At 37.9% G+C, this 20,987-nt stretch carries 21 protein-coding genes and 1 tRNA gene; 10 read left to right on the forward strand and 12 right to left on the reverse strand.

Annotated elements, in window-relative coordinates:
* Positions 1 to 396: 396 nt before the first annotated feature.
* Positions 397 to 522 (reverse strand): hypothetical protein, encoded by a 126-nt coding sequence (locus ACOKFD_RS06845; protein WP_422860551.1) that lies wholly within the window; start codon positions 520 to 522, stop codon positions 397 to 399.
* 188 nt (positions 523 to 710) lie between these two features.
* Here ACOKFD_RS06845 and ACOKFD_RS06850 point away from each other — a divergent pair, with 188 nt between their 5' ends.
* Positions 711 to 857, forward strand: coding sequence for an SsrA-binding protein (locus ACOKFD_RS06850; protein WP_298999695.1), 147 nt, complete (start codon positions 711 to 713; stop codon positions 855 to 857).
* On the opposite strand, the gene ACOKFD_RS06855 is transcribed toward ACOKFD_RS06850, so the two are convergent.
* Positions 854 to 1,366, reverse strand: a complete 513-nt coding sequence (locus tag ACOKFD_RS06855) for an adenine phosphoribosyltransferase (protein WP_298999696.1) — start codon at positions 1,364 to 1,366, stop codon at positions 854 to 856. The genes ACOKFD_RS06850 and ACOKFD_RS06855 overlap by 4 nt on opposite strands.
* Before the next feature lie 63 nt (positions 1,367 to 1,429).
* Here ACOKFD_RS06855 and ACOKFD_RS06860 point away from each other — a divergent pair.
* The 4 genes from ACOKFD_RS06860 to ACOKFD_RS06875 all read left to right on the forward strand — a co-directional run bounded on the left by ACOKFD_RS06860 (position 1,430) and on the right by ACOKFD_RS06875 (position 6,656).
* Positions 1,430 to 1,503, forward strand: a tRNA-Arg gene (locus ACOKFD_RS06860).
* Positions 1,504 to 1,731: 228 nt separating this feature from the next.
* Entirely contained in the window at positions 1,732 to 2,544 is an 813-nt protein-coding gene (locus ACOKFD_RS06865; protein WP_422860552.1) for a phage integrase SAM-like domain and Arm DNA-binding domain-containing protein, read from the forward strand.
* 8 nt (positions 2,545 to 2,552) lie between these two features.
* On the forward strand, positions 2,553 to 2,939 hold the full coding sequence (locus ACOKFD_RS06870; protein ID WP_422860553.1) for a site-specific integrase: 387 nt from the start codon (positions 2,553 to 2,555) through the stop codon (positions 2,937 to 2,939).
* A gap of 912 nt (positions 2,940 to 3,851) precedes the next feature.
* Entirely contained in the window at positions 3,852 to 6,656 is a 2,805-nt protein-coding gene (locus tag ACOKFD_RS06875) for a CHAT domain-containing protein (protein WP_422860554.1), read from the forward strand.
* Here the strand turns inward: ACOKFD_RS06875 and ACOKFD_RS06880 are convergent.
* Both ACOKFD_RS06880 and ACOKFD_RS06885 read right to left on the reverse strand, forming a co-directional pair.
* Positions 6,639 to 7,361 (reverse strand): hypothetical protein, encoded by a 723-nt coding sequence (locus ACOKFD_RS06880; RefSeq protein ID WP_422860555.1) that lies wholly within the window; start codon positions 7,359 to 7,361, stop codon positions 6,639 to 6,641. The two genes, ACOKFD_RS06875 and ACOKFD_RS06880, sit on opposite strands and share 18 nt — an antisense overlap.
* A 3-nt stretch (positions 7,362 to 7,364) precedes the next feature.
* Entirely contained in the window at positions 7,365 to 7,904 is a 540-nt protein-coding gene (locus ACOKFD_RS06885) for an RNA polymerase sigma factor (protein WP_422860556.1), read from the reverse strand.
* A gap of 77 nt (positions 7,905 to 7,981) precedes the next feature.
* On the opposite strand from ACOKFD_RS06885, the gene ACOKFD_RS06890 reads away from it, so the two are divergent.
* The 5 genes from ACOKFD_RS06890 (at position 7,982) to ACOKFD_RS06910 (ending at position 13,239) form a co-directional block, all read left to right on the forward strand.
* Positions 7,982 to 9,337, forward strand: a complete 1,356-nt coding sequence (locus ACOKFD_RS06890) for an OmpA family protein (RefSeq protein ID WP_422860557.1) — start codon at positions 7,982 to 7,984, stop codon at positions 9,335 to 9,337.
* 38 nt (positions 9,338 to 9,375) lie between these two features.
* Positions 9,376 to 10,836, forward strand: coding sequence for a hypothetical protein (locus ACOKFD_RS06895; RefSeq protein WP_422860558.1), 1,461 nt, complete (start codon positions 9,376 to 9,378; stop codon positions 10,834 to 10,836).
* Between the two features lie 51 nt (positions 10,837 to 10,887).
* Positions 10,888 to 11,901: a hypothetical protein gene (locus tag ACOKFD_RS06900; protein ID WP_422860559.1), complete on the forward strand. Its 1,014-nt coding sequence runs from the start codon at positions 10,888 to 10,890 to the stop codon at positions 11,899 to 11,901.
* An 81-nt stretch (positions 11,902 to 11,982) separates the two neighbouring features.
* Positions 11,983 to 12,513: a hypothetical protein gene (locus ACOKFD_RS06905; protein ID WP_422860560.1), complete on the forward strand. Its 531-nt coding sequence runs from the start codon at positions 11,983 to 11,985 to the stop codon at positions 12,511 to 12,513.
* A 15-nt stretch (positions 12,514 to 12,528) separates the two neighbouring features.
* Positions 12,529 to 13,239, forward strand: coding sequence for a hypothetical protein (locus ACOKFD_RS06910; RefSeq protein ID WP_422860561.1), 711 nt, complete (start codon positions 12,529 to 12,531; stop codon positions 13,237 to 13,239).
* A gap of 241 nt (positions 13,240 to 13,480) precedes the next feature.
* Here ACOKFD_RS06910 and ACOKFD_RS06915 read toward each other — a convergent pair whose 3' ends face one another.
* The 8 genes from ACOKFD_RS06915 to ACOKFD_RS06950 all read right to left on the reverse strand — a co-directional run bounded on the left by ACOKFD_RS06915 (position 13,481) and on the right by ACOKFD_RS06950 (position 20,928).
* Positions 13,481 to 14,986, reverse strand: coding sequence for a leucine-rich repeat domain-containing protein (locus tag ACOKFD_RS06915; RefSeq protein WP_422860562.1), 1,506 nt, complete (start codon positions 14,984 to 14,986; stop codon positions 13,481 to 13,483).
* An 89-nt stretch (positions 14,987 to 15,075) separates the two neighbouring features.
* The gene (locus tag ACOKFD_RS06920; RefSeq protein WP_422860563.1) at positions 15,076 to 16,545 is read right to left on the reverse strand and encodes a serine hydrolase; all 1,470 of its coding nucleotides are present in this window, start codon (positions 16,543 to 16,545) and stop codon (positions 15,076 to 15,078) included.
* An 85-nt stretch (positions 16,546 to 16,630) separates the two neighbouring features.
* The gene (locus ACOKFD_RS06925; protein ID WP_422860564.1) at positions 16,631 to 17,731 is read right to left on the reverse strand and encodes a serine hydrolase domain-containing protein; all 1,101 of its coding nucleotides are present in this window, start codon (positions 17,729 to 17,731) and stop codon (positions 16,631 to 16,633) included.
* Between the two features lie 147 nt (positions 17,732 to 17,878).
* Complete coding sequence (locus tag ACOKFD_RS06930; protein ID WP_422860565.1) at positions 17,879 to 18,805, reverse strand: helix-turn-helix transcriptional regulator; 927 nt, start codon at positions 18,803 to 18,805, stop codon at positions 17,879 to 17,881.
* Between the two features lie 137 nt (positions 18,806 to 18,942).
* The gene (locus ACOKFD_RS06935; protein ID WP_422860566.1) at positions 18,943 to 19,338 is read right to left on the reverse strand and encodes a DoxX family protein; all 396 of its coding nucleotides are present in this window, start codon (positions 19,336 to 19,338) and stop codon (positions 18,943 to 18,945) included.
* Positions 19,339 to 19,513: 175 nt separating this feature from the next.
* Positions 19,514 to 19,711: a hypothetical protein gene (locus tag ACOKFD_RS06940; RefSeq protein WP_422860567.1), complete on the reverse strand. Its 198-nt coding sequence runs from the start codon at positions 19,709 to 19,711 to the stop codon at positions 19,514 to 19,516.
* Between the two features lie 153 nt (positions 19,712 to 19,864).
* Positions 19,865 to 20,098, reverse strand: coding sequence for a hypothetical protein (locus tag ACOKFD_RS06945; protein ID WP_422860568.1), 234 nt, complete (start codon positions 20,096 to 20,098; stop codon positions 19,865 to 19,867).
* 194 nt (positions 20,099 to 20,292) lie between these two features.
* Positions 20,293 to 20,928, reverse strand: a complete 636-nt coding sequence (locus ACOKFD_RS06950) for a hypothetical protein (RefSeq protein ID WP_422860569.1) — start codon at positions 20,926 to 20,928, stop codon at positions 20,293 to 20,295.
* Between the last annotated feature and the right edge of the window lie 59 nt (positions 20,929 to 20,987).

The raw sequence follows: 20,987 nt of genomic DNA on the forward strand, positions 1-20,987 counted from the left end.
AAAACGCCTTTTTTTAAACGAATGTGCCCTTGGTTTTCAAAAACTGACTCAAAAACCCCCTACAATTATTACAATAATCATCATTTTAAAGCCCTTAATATTACATATGATAACTTTATACAAGGAAGTCACATAAATATTGTAAAATAATTCATTTTTTTTACTACAATCTCGTATTCAATTTCATAGATTTTACTATAATTCCTTGGAAACATGATGATTGTCATTATATATTCGAATCCGTAACCGGTTAACAACACTAGTATCAACCCTTAAAACCATCAAAAAGAATGATTGCCATTGCAAAATTTTTAGTCAATTTATTGGTAACCCTTATTCAAGTCATATTGTTTTAACTGCACTCATCATGCAGTAAAGAATTAGTCAAAAAATCGGTTATAAGCATATATCATCAATCAAGAAATCATCAATCAAAAAACCATCAATCAAGTTTGACCAGTCAAAAACGAAAACACCGTAATGGAATTCATAGAATTTTATGCGGTGTTTTTTTATTTCCATACTTACCGATTTGAAAACACCTTGAAAAGAATAATCATTGATTTATTTACCTGAAGAAATCCTAAAATCCAAAAGATAGCTTGGAAAACAACTAATTCACTTTTGGCTCTGCTTTCTTCTTAGGGTTTCTTTGAATGCCTATTATTTTTTTGATACCTATATTTGTAGAACCCAACCATATAGACACAATGATTTATAAGTTTTTGGCTAAATTGAATAAAGTTCTTTTGCCTTCTTTCACCAAAAAAGGACTAGACCCTGCAAAAGCTTCCAAATTTCAGCTTGCCATTATAGGTTGGCGATATTACGTTACTACCAGAGCACTGGGTGATTAGTACTTCAACAAGGACGCAATTTCAAGGCCTGGTAGCTTGTTGCGACCATTTAGAAAATCCAATGTGAGAAGAAAATTGCATTGAACTATCTCTCCACCTAGTTTTTCAATCAGTTTTCGAACCGCAGCAGCGGTTCCTCCAGTGGCTAGTACATCATCATGAATCAGTACTTTTTCACCTGGAGATATGGCATCAATATGAATTTCCAATTCATCTGTTCCGTATTCCAATCCGTAACGTTCACCTATGGTTTCATAAGGAAGCTTCCCTTTCTTACGGACCGGAACAAAACCGGCGTTTAACTCTGAAGCCAAAATTGGAGCAAAAATAAAGCCCCTGCTTTCCATGCCAACCACTTTATCAACTTGTTTGTTGTTGACCATCTGAACAAGTCCTTCTGAGGCTTTTTTTAAGGCTATTGGATCATTAAAGAGAGGTGTAATGTCTTTGAAAATAATTCCAGGCTTGGGAAAGTCGTTAATATCGCGAACAAAGGATTTTAGATTCATCTATTTTAAAGACTAGGTTTTGTAGTAAAGTTAAAAAGAAATATATTTGCACCCCATTAAAAAGGCCTCGTGGCGCAACTGAATAGCGCATCTGATTACGGCTCAGAAGGTTGCAGGTTTGAATCCTGCCGAGGTCACTTATACTTATCAAGTAAATTCAAAAAGTCTGTAAATCAATGATTTATGGACTTTTTAATTTTAAGAAATATCGTTTGATATCATATAAAATCACCCTGTTCGGTGAGTAATTCGGTGCGTACTTTTTAGTATTCACAAAAATGGTGTTGGTGGTATGTTAAAAAATTGAGGTTCAGTTTTTTAAGCAAAAAGTTGGTTGAAATTGTATAACTAAAAAGCTTACGAAAATGAACGATTCCTTCTCCATTTTGTTCTATATTAGGAAAAACCATCCCGATAAAATAGGTAAATGTACCATCTATCTAAGGATTACCGTAAACGGAAAACGCGCTGAGACAAGTGTTCACCGCAAGGTTAAAATCGAGGACTGGAACACGGGTTCAGGACGCGCCAAAAACTCAAAAGCATCCCATCGTGAACTGAACAGGTTCCTAGAAGATGTCCGTGCAAGGCTTTTCCAGATACAGGGAAAGTTTGTCGCCGATGGTCGACTATATGACGCACAAATGCTAAAGGACAATTTTCTTGGCAAAAATACACGACTCAAAACTCTCCTTAATATCTACGACGACCACAACAAAGAGATTTCTGAACTGGTGGGTAGGGAGTTCTCGTCTGGCGCGTATCAAAGACACCTCAGAACCGCAAGACATCTAAAATCATTTATTATAAAAGAGTTTGGTTATGAGGATATCAATGTTAAAGAAGTAGACCTGAATTTCATCAAACGTTTTGAGCACTTTCTAAAGACCTACCTGAAATCCTGCGGACAGAACACGGTCACCAAATATGTCACCAATCTTAAGAAAATCATGCGCATCTGCTACGCTAACGATTGGATAAGCAAAGACCCGTTTTATCATTGGAAGGCAAAATGGAAGAAAGTAGAAAGGGACATACTAAATGAAAGGGAACTCAAAACACTCATGGAGACCGAAATGCCAAACCAAAGGTTGGAACAAGTAAGGATGTTTTTATTTTCTGCTGCTTTGCCGGGTTGTCCTATATCGACGTGGAAAAGTTGTCTAACGACCATATAGTGCTGGATATGAAAGGGGATAAATGGATAAAGATCCTTCGTTCGAAAACTGATGTCAAAAGTAGTGTTCCCCTTCTTAGAGCTGCCGAAAGGATAATTGAGAAATATAGTATTAATAACAATAGAATATCAGATAGGTTATTGCCTGTTATAAGCAACCAAAAAATGAACCTGTATCTCAAGGAGGTTGCAACCATTGGTAATATCCATAAGAAACTTACCTTTCATCTTTCCCGACATACCCTTGCAACCACTGTCACTTTGGCCAATGGGGTACCCATAGAATCGGTGAGCAAGATGCTTGGGCATTCCTCTTTGAAGACAACTCAAATCTATGCCAAAGTGATTGACAGAAAGTTGAGCGAAGACATGAGATTTGTGATAGGGAAATATTGAAACGGAGTAGGCTTTATATCATATCGTATCCCAAGTCTTACCACAAAACTTTGCGCATGGATCCTGTCGGGTTTTTGTAGTGTTTCGAAAGATAAGCGTAAAGCAAAAACACGATAGGGCGCAATCTATTTTTTGCAAGGCCGATGGTATACCGAACAACAATTTTAAAGAGTTGGGTGGTATAGCGAGAGGGTAGCGCGCTAAAGCGATGCTACGAATCATAAAACACAGTAAAATCAGGGCATAAAAGAAGTTTTTCAAACCCCAAATTGTGACAAAACCTCTCGAAACCCTTATGAACGCCGAAAAATATTATGACAACTTTGTTATCCTTGGCCATTAATTCCCATAAACTCTTGAAAGATATGTTTGAGGACTTTTATAGGCCAATATACTGTAAACCGCTCCGTGACCCTTGAAAACATTGAAAAAGTTTACACTAAACTTGAATCGATTTATTGTGAAACTCTTCTTTTTATCCTATTGTGTTGGTTTGTGTCAAATTAGCTCTGCAGTATGATAAATGCAGAAATTATTTGTAAATATCTAACTAAACAGGAAATTTTGCCTCGCTCAGCAGTATTAGTTTGTGTAAGGCTTTGGGGACTCTTGCAGCATGAAACTTCGTTTCACTCGCCTCTTTATTTTATGTCAATAGGTACTTTCCCAAAATTTGGTTTTCTTTTGCGACCACGGGGAGCAAAACGAGATGTTTTTGTGCCCACAAAGACACACTTTGTTTTGACACCCAACTTCAAAGTATCTGTAAAGTCAAAAAAAAGTTGACAGGTTTATAACTAAAAGGAAATAGCTCTTTTGAAAAACTCATGAAATATGAGTAATTATGATGTTTATATCTAAATTGTAAAAGCATCTTAAAAAACATTCTTGTTTCATATTCAAAACCAATCTATGCCTTTAAAATACTTTCTTCTTTTTTTACTTCTTCTTTTTACAATCAACTGTTTTTCACAACAAACTGATAATCAAAATACCCATAAAAAAGACTCTTTGGCTTACGTGGAATATATGGGTAAGGCAGAAACACTATATCGTCAAAACAAAAAAAAAGAAGCTAAAAAATATATTAGGTTGGCTATAGAAGCCGCCAAACACTCTCAAATTCATCAATTAAGTGTTAGAGCAGCCACAACACTTGCCAGTTATGAGAGCTATGAGGGTAATTTTCTAAGGACTTTTGCAATTTTGGATTCTTTAGAATCTTTGATACCTGAGGGTAATTTTGATGCTTTTACACAAGCGATAATTTATGACATGAAATCAATCCAATTGGGGGAAAACGGTGCACTAGCGCAATCCTTGTCATATTCTCAGAAAACAGGGGAAGCTATGCGCCGGGCTAACAGACTTAAACCAGTGGTTGAGGCAATTTTGATGGGGAATGATGCAGACAACTATTACCAACTTGGATTATACCAGAAATCGCTTTTTCTAGTGCTGGAATCAGAAATAATACTAAAGAAGGAGGAGAACCTAGGCAATCTAAGAAATCCGGATTTTTCATTTTGTATCACATACAACAACATTTCGGAAGTTTACCTTGCGTTGGATAATGTTGATAAGGCTTTGGCCTATGCCTTAAAAGGTAAAGAACGCTATGATAAAATAGGATATGACATCTATGAATTAAAGCAAAGAAACCTTCAGGTTACCTATAAAGCCTTACTTGCAAAAGGGGATAAGACAGCAGCCTTGAAGCTTCTCAATGAACGATATGAGACCATATTAAAGGATGATAGAAAGAATATAAAAGAGCGGTTAAAGGCCATAATGGATTTGGCAGACTACTATGGCCAAAACGGAAATATTAGTAAAGCGGAGTCATATTATACAATGGCAGAAGCCACTGTAGATAGTATAAGCGTCAATAAGGAAAATCTTTTTTTTTCCTACGCCCCTATAACAAAATCATATTTGGACCGAGGTCAGTTAGAAAAAGTAGACACCTATCTGGGAATTGCACTAGGAAATTTTAGCCCCTCAGCCGTAACCGATCCTAAAATAGCACTTTCCAGAGACTATGATTTTTTTGTAAAGCTATTGAGCTATAAAGGGAAGTATTTTTTAGAAAAGTATAAGAAAGATAGAAAACAAGAAGACTTTAATGCTAGTATAGATTGGTACAAGGCGGTGTATTATTACATCAGCTTTGTTTCCCAAAGACTGGGTAGCCAACTAAATCCAAAAGTTTCTTATGAACTGGAAACCATAACATCGGATTTTCTTTCCCTACTTATAGAAAACGAGACAGGTTTTCAAAACAAGGAAGAACGGTTTTCCCTTGCGGGAAATGTTATGGATTTTATAAAATCCTTTAATCTGCAAAACAATTTAAACCGGCTTAGAAATGTGAATTTAGCGGGAATCCCTGAGAACTTGTATAAACATGAGGAAATTCTAAAAAACAGGATAAACGTATTGAGCAACAAAATAAAAAAAAGAGGTGCCGATAATGAAACCCTTACCCATCTCAATAAAAGTTTGGCCAGTTTGGATTCCCTCTCCAAGAAAATAGCTCAAGAATATCCTAGCTATTCTAGCTTGAATTATTTTGAACCCTTTAAGGAAAGTATAACGACAATTACTAATACGCTTGATGCAGAACAACATAAAGTTTCCTACTATTACGATGCCAGAAACCTTTATACGCTTGTTATCGGTAAGAAGCAAAAGAAATTTTTAAAGACTAAGGTTCCTGTAGATTTTGAAACGGCAATAACTAGGTATATTAACGCTTTAAAGGAACCTAAAAAAGTAAAAAGTGCTGATGGTCTAAGGAAAGAACTCAACGAGATATTGCTTAAACCGATTGAAGGAACAGATGCAGAAAAAATTGTGATCATTCCCTACAGAAGCTTATATCAACTATCCTTCGAAACACTGCTGGACATAGAATCACTAAGAAACAAGACCATTAGCTACGATTTTTCACTTTTTAAAAATGACAAAGGATTATCCAAACCCAACAACAATGAATTTTTGATTATCGCCCCCGTTTTCTCTGGAGATACGATAAAAAAAGGAAATGGGAACCGGAAATCTTACTCGGAACTGATGTACTCCTTGCGAGAAGCGCAGGAGATAGGCAACGTATTTGATGTAAAATCTTTGGTTCATAATCAGGCTACACGAGAATCGTTTAAAGCGTCTTTGGATTACAAGGTCATTCATCTTGCCACCCATGTTGATATGGATGCAGAAGAACCATTAAATACTAAGATTATTTTTTCAAAGAATGGCCTTCAAGACAGGGATGTCTCATTAGGGGAGATTTACAACTCCCAAATCTTATCTGAAATGGTGGTTCTGAGTGCATGTGAAACGGGTTTGGGAAAAAGAGAGAAAGGATTTGGCATCAAGAGTCTAGCTAACGGTTTTTTCCACGCCGGCGCAAAAAGTGTGGTGATGAGTTTGTGGCAAGTTGATGATTTTTCAACTAGTGTTTTAATGAAGTACTTTTATGAAAACCTAAAAAAGGGGGAACGCAAAGACGTTGCCTTACAGCATGCCAAACTGGATTACTTGGCTAGTATAGAGGACGATATATTAAAACACCCCTATTACTGGGCTGGGTTTGTAGTTTCTGGGGATACTTCCCCTATTGTGGCCCAAAACTATTGGCCATGGCTTTTGGGAGCGTTAGCAATTTTGCTATTGATTTTTCTATTCCGAAAAATACTAGTCAAGCGTTCGTAATAGGTTTTTAGCCTTTTTCACATTATACGTATTATCAAGTAACACCTTTTCCAGGTTTTTCTTGGCATTCACCACATCATCCAACTTTAGGTAAGCCATAGCCAAATACCAATGTGATTTTTGGGTAAGGGTATCCTTGGTTTTCAGATGGGCTTCCAAGGCCACAATAGCTTCTTTTGGCCGGTTTAATTGTAATAAGGCATTGGCCTGGTAAAACAGATAATGTGGGGTATTTGTTGTTTCGTATAGTTTTTGGAACAGTTCCAAAGCCTCTGAGTATTCGCCTTTTTCGTAGTGGGTGAAAGCACGGCTGGTGAGTTCTTCTTGTTGGGTAGCGCGGGTAATGGGGTGAACCACATTACGATAGGGTTCGAAATTTTCAGCAAATAGGGTTTGTGTATCCGGTGGGCCTTGTTGTGCGGCAAAATAGCCAATACTAAAAAGCAAGGCCAACGAAGCGGCCACCCACCAGATTTTTAATGGACTTCCCGCTTTTTTATTGCGGTGTTCCGCTTCAAAAGCACCCACCATTTCTTTGGCCATAGTATCATCTTCAGCTTCGGCCACCTTTTGGAGGTCTTGGAGCAAAGCCACTTCATCCCTAAAAGAAGGATCTTCAGATAATAAGGTATCAAAGTGAAGCTGTTCCTCTTTTGAGAGTGTCTTTGTCAAGAATTTAGCGATAAGTTGGTCGTTATCCAGCATTCTTTACGGCATCATTTGTTTTAAGGTTTTTAGGCAGCGCGACTTTTGGGCTTTTACCGTATTGGCGTTGCTGTAATCCGTCTTTGCCACAATCTCCTCAATAGTTAGTCCTCTATAATAATACAAGGTTAACACCTGTTGGCACTTTTTACCAAGTTTCACAAAAAAAGTGCGTAACAGTTGTTGTTCTTTGGTCAACTCATGGCTTGTGGCCACTGGAATTTCTTCTACAGCTTCGTCAACGAGCTGGAGTGGGCGCTCCATGCTGATGGTTTTCCCCTCTTTTTTTAAGGCATCAAAGAGCATGTACTTCCCGATACCAAAAAGATAGGTTTTCAAACTGCTTTTCACCTTGTCCAATTTGCCTTGAATCGCTTTTTTCCGAAGCGCTAAAAAAGCATCTTGGTAGACTTCCAAAACCAAAGCTTCCGAAGCGCCCAAGCTCTTTCCAAAATATAGAAAACCCGTTCTGTAATCGTTGTACAGGGCCTTCAATTTTAGGCGATCGTCAGATTTTAAATGTTCGATTTGAACAATGTCCACTCAAAAATTTTTCAACTAAATGTTAACCTCTTGTTTGGGGAATAGGACTAAAGGTAAATAGAACTAAATAAATAACAATGAAAACACCATGTAGTACAAAGATGATCTGTGTCTTGGGATTCTTCCTGTTGATAGGAAGTGTTGGCAACGCACAGTTCTTTAAAAAACTGAAGAAACGTGCAGAGGAGAGTGTCAATAGAACGGTAGAGCGGAAAGTTGAAGAAAAAGCAGAGCAGAAAACGGAACAGGCTATTGATAGTCTTTTTCAAATTGGAAAGGGAAAGAAAAGAAAAAAGAACAGAAAGAGCGGTCAAGGCGACGAGGCTGATGGAAACGAAATGTCCATGGAAGATGGGATGGATGATTCTGAAATGATGGGCGGTCCAGCCGAAGAAACATCTTTTGCCGCGTATTCCAAATTTGACTTTACGCCAGGAGAAACCATCCTAGGATTTGAAGACTTCTCTAAAGACGAAATAGGCGACTTACCTGCTAGATGGAATACCAATACTTCTGCTGAGGTGGTGAGCCTAAGTACCCTTGAGGGGAAATGGATGCGCATAGGGCAGGGAAAAAGTGCTTTTGTAGCAGATTTCATTTCTGAAATACCTGAAAATTTCACTTTAGAATTCGATGTAGTCTTTGATTATGAGCCTACGGCGTGGGCATATAGCAGGAGTCTTGGCTTTATCCTTTCAGATTTGGAAGACCCCAATTACAGCTTGGATAAGCCGCAAGCGGGGAAGAATTTCTTTCGAATGAATTTGAAGGGCGATGTAGGGGCGCGCTACTTTAAAGTGGCCCAAAACACCCAACTCAATTCGGACGCGAAAGCGGGCTTAGATCAGTTTTCCAAGAACTCCACGTATAGAGGTCTTCCTGTGCATGTTTCCATATGGCGCCAAAAAACCAGGGTTCGTGTTTATGTAGATGAAAAAAAGGTTTTCGATGTGCCTAGGGCGCTGGAAAAGGGCGTTTTGGCCAAAACACTTCGATTGCAAAGCCACGTCTCTGAAGAAAACGAGTATTTCTACGTCAGCAACATTCGCTACGCCGTGGGAAAACCGGACATGCGCAACAAATTACTAACGGAAGGTAAATTGGTCACCTATGGTATCACCTTTGATTCCGGATCAGCCATTCTTCGGCCGGAATCCCATGGCACGTTGAAAAAGGTGGCTGCCATTCTTAACGAAAACCCCGAATTACAGGTGGAAATCGTTGGCCATACCGATGCGGATGGGGATGCCGATTTTAATATGGACCTCTCCATGATGCGAGCTTCAGCGGTAGCCCAAGCCCTGGAAGAGCAATTTGGAGTTGCAGCAGAACAATTGTCTTCCAATGGTAAAGGGGAAACCGAACTTTTGGATGAAGGGAATTCCCTGGAAAGCAAGGCTAAAAACCGACGCGTGGAATTTATAAAACAATAATCGTCCAATTCTTGGACCAATCAGAAAATATAGATCAAATGAAAACACAGTACATCACCATATGGTGCCTGCTCATTAATTGTTTGATGCAAGCACAAAGTTTCAATAGGGCTCAGGGCCAAGCAAAAGAAATCTCCCTGGATAAAAAAGGCCGGGTATATATCATAGATACTCGTAACAACCCGCTCATTTTCAATACAGGGCAAAAGCGATTTTTTGCTTTTAACGGTACCCCAACGGAAGTTGTTAACGGTCAAGCAACAGTTTATAACCCAAATTACACCCGCTACACAACAAATAGAAACGGTGCCTCGGTTATCCAAAACCAGCACGACCTTGTTTTGGATTTGCTGCAAACCCAAAAACATGTTGATGTGTGCCTCACTTCAAAAGATGGCGTTTGGGCGGTAAAATCTGATGGTAAAATCTATTACTACCAGAACGGAAGTTTACGTGCATTAAACAAAGGAGGCACAAATAATTGGAGAATTGCAGGCATTGATAGCAATACATTCTATACAGTTAAAAGGGATAAGTCCATATGGTTGTACAAGTATGGCAAGGGCACAAAATTATCCGGTGCTGCACTGGATATCAGCTTTGATCATTTAAAAAACAAATTGTACGTCATAGGCACATCCAAACGGGTTTTCGTGAGAAATACAGCACAGAACAAATGGGAGTTGATCAGAAATACCCGAAACGATTTTATAAAGTTATCGGTCCACAATACCATGATATGGGCAATTACCACCAATGGGAGCATGTATAGCAATGATATCAATGGCGCAGTATACGATTACTTTAAGAATACGGGCAACAGGGATTACAAGCTCAAAGTTACACTGCTTAACATATCGTGCAGCAAAGCCTGGGACAACGATAAGAAAGATGATTATATGGTTTCCTTTAAAGCCAACGTAAAGGGTACCAAGAACTTCACTATGGAGCGCAGGGACCTTAAGCGTATTTCTGGTATTGTAAAGGGTTATGGTTCACCAAACTCACTATATATAAGGCGGAATAAAGGGATTAAGGACCATGCCGCGGTACAGCTACACGTACCTGAAAAAAGAGCTGTGACCATCGACAATTCAGGAGTTTTTGAAATACCGAAATTTTATATCAACAAAGGGAATGTTTGGCTGGAGACCGTTATGAGTACTGAAGAAGTCTCGGAAAGGGTAACCCCTATTTTCAATAGGACCCAAAAGCTTAATTTAAAGGAAATTGTTAAGTATTTGTCACATACTAAACCATTAGATGACTATAAAATAGCTAAAAGGGTACATACCTCTTCTTCCACTGGAAGTTCTTCCGTTAAGACAACTATGGTTTATTACGATATGGGTTCTGGTTTTGAAAGCGTGCACCTTGGCACGCTGGGCAACCGTAGAGTAGCCAATGTAACCGTATCAGGAAGTAAATCAAAATCCGTTTGGGGAAGCACAAAAACCACCAGCCCCAACATCACCTATCGCGTAGAGCTTGTTGATTGAAAACAAGGATTCCCAAAAAGCAAAAACGAATAAACTTTAAATAACCATAAAATGAAAACAAGTATAAAAACCATCTTATTGTTCTTTTTAACCGCAGCAATTGGTTTGCAGCTGACAGCACAATCAAAATGTAAAGACCGCGCCTACTCAGGACGTGAATGGACCGGCGAATGGGATACGAATTTTGGCAAATTGGTACTCGACCAGAAAGGGAGTAGAGTAACCGGCACCTATAGGAATTTGGGAACCATAAATGGATATTACAGTTCCTCAACAGGTAAATTAAAGGGCACTTTTACCAATAAAGGCAACAAAGGTAGTTTTGAATTTACACTTACTTCTTGTGAGGCATTCAATGGCAAATGGGGTTGGGGAACTGCCCTTAACAAAGGAAGGTGGAGCGGTAAATGTGTAAGACGTAGGAGTGCCACCAATGCTGACGATATCAACAAACTGAAGATTACATTGGTCTCTGTAAAGTCTAACAAAACTTGGGACAACGATGGCAAGGATGATTATATGCTCCATTTTGTGCCCACTTTAAAATTGGACCGTAAGGAACAACAGATGAAGTACAAAAAGTATGCACGGATCAAAAATCAAATAGAAGCGTTAGGTCCTAAGAATGCACTTCACATTCGCAGAACAAAAGGCCAATCTAGCCATGCAAGCGTACAGTTGCATTTACACAAAGGAGGTAGAATAAATATCCAAAACTCAGGAATTTTTGAAATACCAAAGAACTATCGAATCACGAATTCTGGTACCGATTTCAATCTAACTATTGTAGCCGATGAGGTCTCTTCTACTACCCAACGGATTATGACCAAAAACCTAAAATTGGACTTCAAAAGTATCATGGAATTTTTAACCGGGAAAAAATATCCTGGAAACCGCAGGGATTTTGTGGACGTGATACCGGCAAGTTCCTCTGGGCTAGCTGTTACACAGATACAAATGAAAAATGGCAAAAGGTATGTATACGATACGGCACGCGGTTACACAAAGCGAAATGGAAAGGAAACGGGTGTTGAAATAAGCTACGTCTTAGAACTTGTGGATTGATAGCCCTGAAATTTCAAAGAACAAAACCTGTTGAGAATTAGCACATCGAAGAAAAACACCCAACAATTCAATAAAATCAGTATGAAAACAATACAAAAAACAATTTTCCTTGCAGTATTTGTGCTTGGTGCGCATGGTAGTATACAAGCGCAATCCGTAGATGGTGCCCTAACACTAAATGGCAAAAGCAAGGTGCAACTTGAACTGGAAACCAATTCCGTAACGGCACTGTTTAAGGACTTTAAGGCCAAAAAATATGAAATGTATTTTCAATTTGAAGCTGACGAAATTCCAGAAAATAGCTATGGGGAGACCCTAGTATTCTTTGACTTTATAACTCAAGTAAAAAAAGATGGCAAAGTAATGAAAGAGGTAAAACGCGAAGCTCCATTCAACTATTTCGCTGGGGATATGTTTTTAGCACCAGAAACCTTTGATTTTATACCCATTCTTAGTGAATTAGCGGGCAACGATGTTAAAAACCCCAAGCACAGCGGAATTCTGCCCGAAGGTGAATATAGAATTGCGCTTCAGGCCGTCCCAAAAGGATGTAAAGGCGCTATTGACCCACTGGACATCTATTTTGTCCTGCGGAGAAGACCCACACGTTAATTTAAATGCAGCAAAATGAATAAGATAACAATAATATTGGCCCTATGTTTTGTAGGAATGCTTTCTTGCAAGGCTCAGACACCTGTAGCGGAAGATAAAGCTCAGGAAATTTGGTATACGTATACCATGAGCGGTGATTTGGGCAGTTGCACTATTTATGAAGACAAAATGGTGTTCAATTCCCCAGTCGGTTCCGATAGTAAAAAAGGCATTTCCTTGGTCATCTTGGAAAAACGCTTGGATAGCTTACATCTGGTCATACGAAACGACAAGAAAACACCGCCATATGCGGTAATGTCATTGCGAAAACAGCAGGATGTGCTAAAGATGGCACCGGTGCTCACAGGAACTTCTGTAGCCGATGTTGAAAAAAAGTTTTTGGAAGGTCAAATGCCCAATTGGATATCACTTACAGAACAATATTGGTATACCAAGGAGAAAATAGCCCAAATGGAAGAAGCTCCCGGATTGGATGAATTAAAACGGGAGGATTTATTGACCGCTATGATGTGGCGTAATGCCCTTTCCGAAAAATTACAGCAGTATTTAGAAGAAACTGGCGGGGAACGCTCCTTTATGATCTATCGATTTGTAGAGGCGTATCGCAATCAAAAACTAATAGAATTGGGGTACAATCCCTACAAACGGGTCGTGTACAACCTGCGCAAAACATTTGCCAATGATCAAGAGATTATGAAGTTGTTGAATGAAGAGATTAAGTTTTAAAAAATTGAACTTTTCATTCTTTCGATTTAGACAATAGAGCTGTCTTAAAATATCTATTAATTTTAATAAATTTGATACTATTCATAATTAAATTTGAATTGAGTGTATAATTCGGTTCTTATTTTAAGTTTAAATATTACAACTTTTTGAATATCAAGTGATTAAAATATAAGTTATGACCCTGCCGAGGTCACTTAAAAAGTTAACCCTGTATGAAAATGCAAGGTTTTAGCTTTTTAAATTATGGACAGACCGCACCTGAGTCTTTGTTCAATGAAATATCATTTATTACAATAAGATTACAAAGTTCCTGTGGTAAATCTGTAATTTGATTTTCTTGTATAAATAATACCAACAAGCTACTTAAATCACCCATTTCTGGAGGTAATTGAGTTAAACTGTTTTTTTGAAGTTGCAAGGTTTTAAGGTTAACCAGGTTTCCAATTTCTTTAGGCACTTCTTGTAGTCCATTTTCATCAATACGCAGGTCTACCAGTTTGGTCAAGTTTCCTAGTTCACTTGGTACGTTTGAAAGGTGGCACCAACCCAAATTCAGGTTTATCAACTCGGTCAGTCCTCCTATGGTACTGGGTATGGCTGTCAATTGTCTGCTCCCATATACGGACAGGTTTTGAAGTTGCGCAAGTTGCCCTACCTCATTGGGCAAACTGGTTAAATCGTTGAAGGTAAGGTCCAATTGAATCAGGCTTCCAAGGTTTCCTATCGCTGTGGGCAATGTACTGACACTGTTGTTATGTAGCACCAAGGACTGCAAGCTTGTGAGGGTTCCTATTTCGGATGGAAGTGTCGCCAAGTTATTTCCTGTCAAGTCCAATACTACCAACTTTTGCAATCCTTCTATTTGGGGCAATAGAGTTGCTACGTCATTGTTTATCAATCGCAAGGAGTTGAGTTCGGTAAGAAACTCGACCAAAGGCGTCATCATGGATAGTCCCTTGTCCCGTATATCCATTTGTACAACTCGGCCATCTACAACGGTAATCCCCTCCCATTCATCAATTTCTTTGGAAAAATCCCAGTCCAAAGTATTGTTGGGGTTTAGGTTGTACCATGCAATGAGTACATCTCTATCGGTCAACGCAGCATTGGTAACCGTAATAGTATACGTTTCCGTACTCTCATCCTCTGCTTGTATAGTGTAGCTCACACTAGTGCTAAAATCAGTAGCTGTTTTACTTTTTGGGCTCCCTTCAGCACCCTCTGAAATTTCTAAAGTAGGTACCAAGGCATCTAATGCAACCCCGAAAGGCACCTCAGCTGTGACCGTTTTATTCGTTTCATCAATGATGGCCTCAATATCCGTTGAAAGGGCCTCATTATCAGACGCCAAAAAAAAGTAGGACAATAGTTGCTTGTTACTCGACTTGGGCAACACAACCATTACCTCATAGTCTTGAATGGAACCGTCTTCAGCCTTAACCTCATAGATAACTGGATTTGAAAAGTCGGTTGCTACTTGATTGTTTGGACTTATTGAAGCATTCTCTGAAATAGTAATTTCAGGCGTCAGCCCATTAATGTCAATCCTTTCCGCCAGATTAACAAGCACGGTTTTGGTTTCTTGGTCAATGGTACCAGCAATGTCTTCAGCAATCTCATTGTTATCTTTTGGCAAAAAAGAGAAGGTCAGCATTCTATTTTCTTGGCTGAGTTCAACCTGATTATCATCATCACATGACACTAAACCAAAAAACACCACAATTGTAAGAAAGATTGTTTTTTTCATGATTTGGGTTTATAGATTTTATCTAAAGTGAGGCAAAACTATATAAGAATATAGGCTTGAAGTTTGTCAAAAAACTGATTTTTTATGTTCTAAGGAATTCCATCAAGGACCAATGTGATGTTATTGTGTCTTTTTGAATAGGTTCTGTTTGGAATGTTCTGAGGCACCGTGAGCCAGCTATTCTCATTAATAACAAATCTGAATTCATGTGTGTCTCCCTGTTGAAAGTGCGCCAACGGAACCGATAACTCATATGTACTATTTCCCAAAAAGTTCATTTGGTACATATCGTTATTGGGGTTCCAATCATTGAAGGTTCCGGCAACAGATATGCTGTTAATCAAGTCATGATTCAGTTTTTCAAGATGGATATATCGGAAAACAATGGTTTCATTTTCAATACGATAACCATAGGTTTCACCATGGTCTTGTTCTAGGTCACTCAAATCAGCAACAATCGAATTGATGGTATTCATAAGTTTTTCATGAGTATTGGGTGCACTTTGGTTAATTACCATGGTTATGCCCAAATTCTGCTCTGGGTAGACCACAAACATGTTTTGCACCCCATAACCACCACCATGTTTAAGGCAACGAAGACCGTTTCGCGTCACACTGATATCATCCCACAGATACCCCTTCCAATTTGATATTGAATTTTCAATATTCTTTTGGGATTCCATGACTACTTTGTTATCGGATTTTAGATGATATCTCAAGAATATGTTCAAATCACCAATAGTAGATTTTAACATTCCTCCTGCCCCCCAAATACGATATGCAAAATTCGGCATCAACTTTTCGTTTATGTTGTAGCCATTTAGAAGGCTTTTAGAATCTGGTGTTGTAAAAAAAGTTGAGTTCATTTCAAGTTCATCAAAGAGTTCATTCTTCATAATTTTCCGGAAGTCTTTTTGATACACTTTTTCGAGAATATATCCGGTTAGTTCAGGACAAAGCTCGTTGTAGTAGGAGGTTGTGCCTGGAAAAGTATCCAATTTCACTTTTTCCAAATCCTCAAAAAAGTGGGATTTGTTGTAACTAGCTCCAAATTCTTCAAGTCTAAAAGCGGTACTATCATCCTCAATTGCTCTTAGGTGACTCACATCTGGAAACTTCTGGTTTATCCCGGATTTGAATCCCAATAAATCCTTAACCTTAATCGGTTGCCCCTGAAACTCAAGATTGGGATAACTCCCCGGTAAAAACTTCCTAATGTCATCGTCCAAGTTTATTTTTCCGTCAACCACTGCTCTCGCCATTAAGGTACCCGTAAAAACCTTGGTCACTGAAGCAATTTCGAAAAGTGTGGTATCTGTAATCTTATTGGCTTTTCCTTTATCTATTTGGCCAAAGTGTGTGGTATATGTTTTTCCATTTTTGGTAATGGATATTGATGTGGCAAAAGCATTGGTGTCGTCTAAAAGGTTTTGAGCATGGGTGCCAATTATATCTTTGATGTTCATTTCTTTCACTTCTTCCCTTGGGCCGCATGAACCAAGCATGAGAACCAGATAAACTAAAGTCTGTAATAAATTGGCTTTCGTTAAATTCTTCATTTTAGTCATAGGTATTTTACTGCTGTTTCATAGAAACAACCTTGGTTAAACAATTAAGATTTCGTGGTTGGTGTTATTTTTTTGACTATAATTCTTCCATTATAGTGGGAACAAGCTCTTGAAAAAACACATTGTTATAGTATCTGCCGCTACAGTTTGTAATAATGTTTATACTTGTTTTCTCCTCTTCGTTCACAAATAGAAAAGATTGATATTTTAGCGTTCCCCCCGAATGCCCAACATATTCTTTACCATCATACATAAGCTTCATTAATCCGTTCCCATAAGCCAAGATTTTACCCTTTCTCCCAATTGGAATGATGTTTGGATGCATGGAGACCCATTCCTTCAATCGCTCCATTGACTTTGGATTTAGTATGGTGCCATCAATAAAAAGCGCTTTGGAAAACCTGTGGAGCCCTTTTGAAGTGGTGTATACTTCGCCGGCATAACCATAATATTCGCGCCAGTTAGAAACCTGTGATACTGCCTCTAATTTATCGGCAAAAAAACCTTGGATCTCCTTGTCCGGTCGACCAATTTGTATGTCAGATAGGTCATGTTCGGCATAAAAATCATTGAATGCCTTTTTGTATGTTTTACCCGTAAGGGATTCCACAACTTGCTCCAAAACCAGATAATTGGTGTTGCTGTACTCGAAAAGAGGATTTTGACTTAGCTTGTTGCCTACAAGTCTTATTTTTTCTGCGAATGTTTTAGGGGTATTATTGTTCATAACCTGTTGTATCCACACGGGATGCTTGGTAAAATCCTCTAGCCCACTGGTGTGTGACAAAACATTACCAATAGTTAGATTTTCAATACCCTCTATATTTTCTAAACCCTTAACATAATCAGTTAGTTTATCATTTAAAGAGACTTTGCCCTCTTCAATCAGTTTTTGGACAAGTACGGCCACAAGTAATTTGGTCGTACTGCCAATACCGTAGATTTCTTGTTGTTCAAGTTCTTCACTGGTATACTGAAAATCCAGAAGACTTTTTTGATGCAAAATGGTTAGGGTAAGCGACGGTAGTTTTTGCTTCTCAACTATTTTCAGAACCTTTCGTTCGATTTTGTTTCCATAGGACTGAGACATGGCTTCGCTTGAGGTACACGAAACAAATCCAGCTACAAGGAGCAAAAAAACTATTGACGCATTAGTATTCATGAGTGTTTTAACCATTGAGTTCCTTCATTTTAACTTTCACAGAGTATATCAACAGTCCTCTAATAGGCGCTATTGAATTCATCTATTTTCTGAATCAAATAAAGCACTTAATAATCAGCGGCAATTGTCAAAAACTTATAATTGGGAATGGTCTGGTAAGCCTTATTGCATAAAATGTGTTGGAGATTTTCCAAAAGTTTTTTTGAATAGCTTGCTAAAGGTAGGCACGTCTGGAAAATTCAGTAGAGTACTTACTTCTGATACGGATAACGAATCTTTTTGAAGCATCTCTCTCGCCTTGGTCATTTTCTGTGCATTCATATATTGGTGCGGGGTACTACCAAAAACATTCTTAAATGAATTGAATAAATGAAACTCTGAAAGGCTAGATGAAACTGCCAATTCCTTTATAGTAATTTTTTTTGTTACGTTATCGTGTATATACTCAAAAGCTACCAAGAGTCTTTTCATGATTTCTTGTTGGGTTGAATTCTTTACAGCAGTAATGCTTTTTGACTTCTCATAAAAGTGGACCTGATCATTTAGTATACTTTCCAAGACCTCCATACAAACCTCATCTGAATTAATTAATGAGGGGCTCTGTATATTGGAAAGATTATGTATTCTTGACAATAGCTTACCGGAATGGTAACAGTTAACACTAAAGTTTTGTTCAAAGAAAAAATTATCTGAATCCATTGATTCAAAAGGTGAGTTCAAGAGCTTATGGTGGCTTGCCTTTTTGAAATACCGTTGTTTGGATAGCATTTCTTGAGATAATGCAAAACTTAGGACGTCAATATCCTCATCCCTGGTATTGATGTATTCCCAATGACTGGTTGGGTTTAAAATGATAAACTTTTGGTTTGAAACTTTTAGCCTTTTTCCATCGACGATTAAACTACCTTGGCCTTTTTTAAAAAAAATGACTATCAAACTCTGGCCATTATACGCATAATAAGGCAGTTTGGTGTGGAATCTCATAATATAGTTTTCTTCCTCCTGGAATTGGGGAGGTAGAACACTCTGCTGCTTATTGTAAAGATTATAATACGTATTTGTATAATTCATTTGTTTATTTATCAGCATAAACTGAGAGGTTTCAATATATACCAAGAAAAATATAAAAGGTTACATTTATTAAATAGTAAAGAAAAAAGTTCCCTTTTATTGTCCAATCTTTCAAACCTGAAATTCTTTTTTCTTTATTACTGTCACATCTCCAATCAGCGTTTCTTTTTTCCAAGTAATTTTATCGTAAAATACCCATCACCATTTAGAAGTATAAAAATTGATGCGCTTAGCATCATGATAGCAGGAAACTTATTCTGGTATGGGTCTGTTAGATGCACCAATCCAATGGCAACGATAAAATTGATAATCATAGTGATTGATGCCCATTTGGTTTTCCATCCAATAATAAACAAAACTCCACATATAAACTGGGCATAGACAGATAGATGGGCAGCTGCCAAAGACATAGGGACACCAAAGCCTTTTAAAAAGGTTTCGAACTCAAGCATCCGTTCCCAAAAAAACATATTATCGGCCACTCCATAAATCAAGTGAAAACCAACAGGAAACCTAATGAACAAATCGCCGTATTTTCTTAAGGTTTTCATTTGACGAAACAACTGGACTTTATATGTTTAGGTTCTAATTTAATTCTGATTTTAACACTTGAAAGGTATCTGCGATTTCCTTAAACTTATCCGAACTCTTATGCAGATTATATTCTCCTCGGAAAGATTTAATACTCAAATCGCCCAAAATCCTTGCCTGTTGACACCAGTTGTTCTATGATTTTTTTTCTGACAACTCCCCTTCATAATAAGCATTAAACTCATCGATAATATAATGTTTACTCCTATCCATAAATTCTCCGCTTTCAGGATTTATCGCATAAGTACCTATTGGAAAAATCATATCTTTTGAATACGGACTAATAGTCTTTGCCCTATCAAAAGCCAATCGAGCCTCGATCCACTGTCGCATTCCAAAAATGTTCATAGTAGAGTCAACTGGTATCCACTTATCATAATCATATATTTAAATCCAAACATGATCATTATGCATATATCCAAATACAGAGGCCGTATTTCCTTTTTTGGCTATTCTTTCTTCCGCATCCTTTTGTCGTTTTTTACTCTAGGTGTGCAAGTTGATTTCTGTTACCTTTCTTCGCTTAATATTGGCTTTTTCAAAAAAATGCATGGTTACCATTGCAAGTTCATGACAAATGCCCCCTTGCCGTTCCAAAATTTCATGTATTGTACGCCGTTGATAATCTGTAGCCAACCAATCAAGAAGCATCTTAGCTTTTTGCCTGTTAGCAGTTTCAACACTTGTCACTTCAGAAATAAATATATCTTGATTAACCATTATCAGGTTCTTTAAGTAGTCATTATCAATCCAATTTGTATTGGTTTCTTTAGTTGCCCCGTTACCCACATGATTGCACTATAGTACCCCGCCTAAAATTGTAAGGATCAATATTCCTACTGCTCTAGCTATTCTATTTATTGTATAACAACATTAATATTGCAAACATTTGTGAAAGTATTGACTATGTCATTTCAATACTTCAAATACCATTGGTTGTTTTTGGTCACACTAAAAGTTTTTGGACTAATGGTGTCCTTAAGTTTAATATCATAATAGAATTCTTCCAGCCTTTTTTTCCCTTCATAATAGAAGGTAACCTTTTGTTCTACCCAACCTTTTCCAATAGGTTTGAAATCATCGTAGATAACATCCATTTTTTTACCTCTACTATCGGTTGAAATTCTTCGTACACAATAAAAATCTTCTTGATGCAGCCAAAACTGATTGGCCTCTTCCCCTATTACGTATACCAGTTCTTCCTTGAACTTATCTTTTCGAAAAACGGCTGTATCAAAACCATACTCATCTAGCTTTGTCATCGCTTCTTCTAAAGAGATGAAATACAATCCCCCTTTAAAGACTAAATGCACCGCAGGGCGATTTGTGGCCATTATCAAACTATTGTTTTTAAATTGGTACGTTGAATCATTTCTATAAATAGTGTAGTCCTTTTCCGCTAGATTTCTATCAATTCTAAATAGATAAGGATAGCTTACCGCTTCATACCATATCGCCGAATCAGTTTGCACACCTTTTTTATCAAAAAAGAAGGTTCTTTGTTTGAAAGTAAAATTTCGAAACCAATTGCTATCATTTTTAGTTTTCATAGCTTTCAAAAGCTCCTTGGTAGAGTTGTATTCTATTGGTTTACGACACGCGGTTGTCA

Source organism: Flagellimonas ulvae (genome assembly GCF_049333175.1).
Lineage (GTDB): Bacteria > Bacteroidota > Bacteroidia > Flavobacteriales > Flavobacteriaceae > Flagellimonas.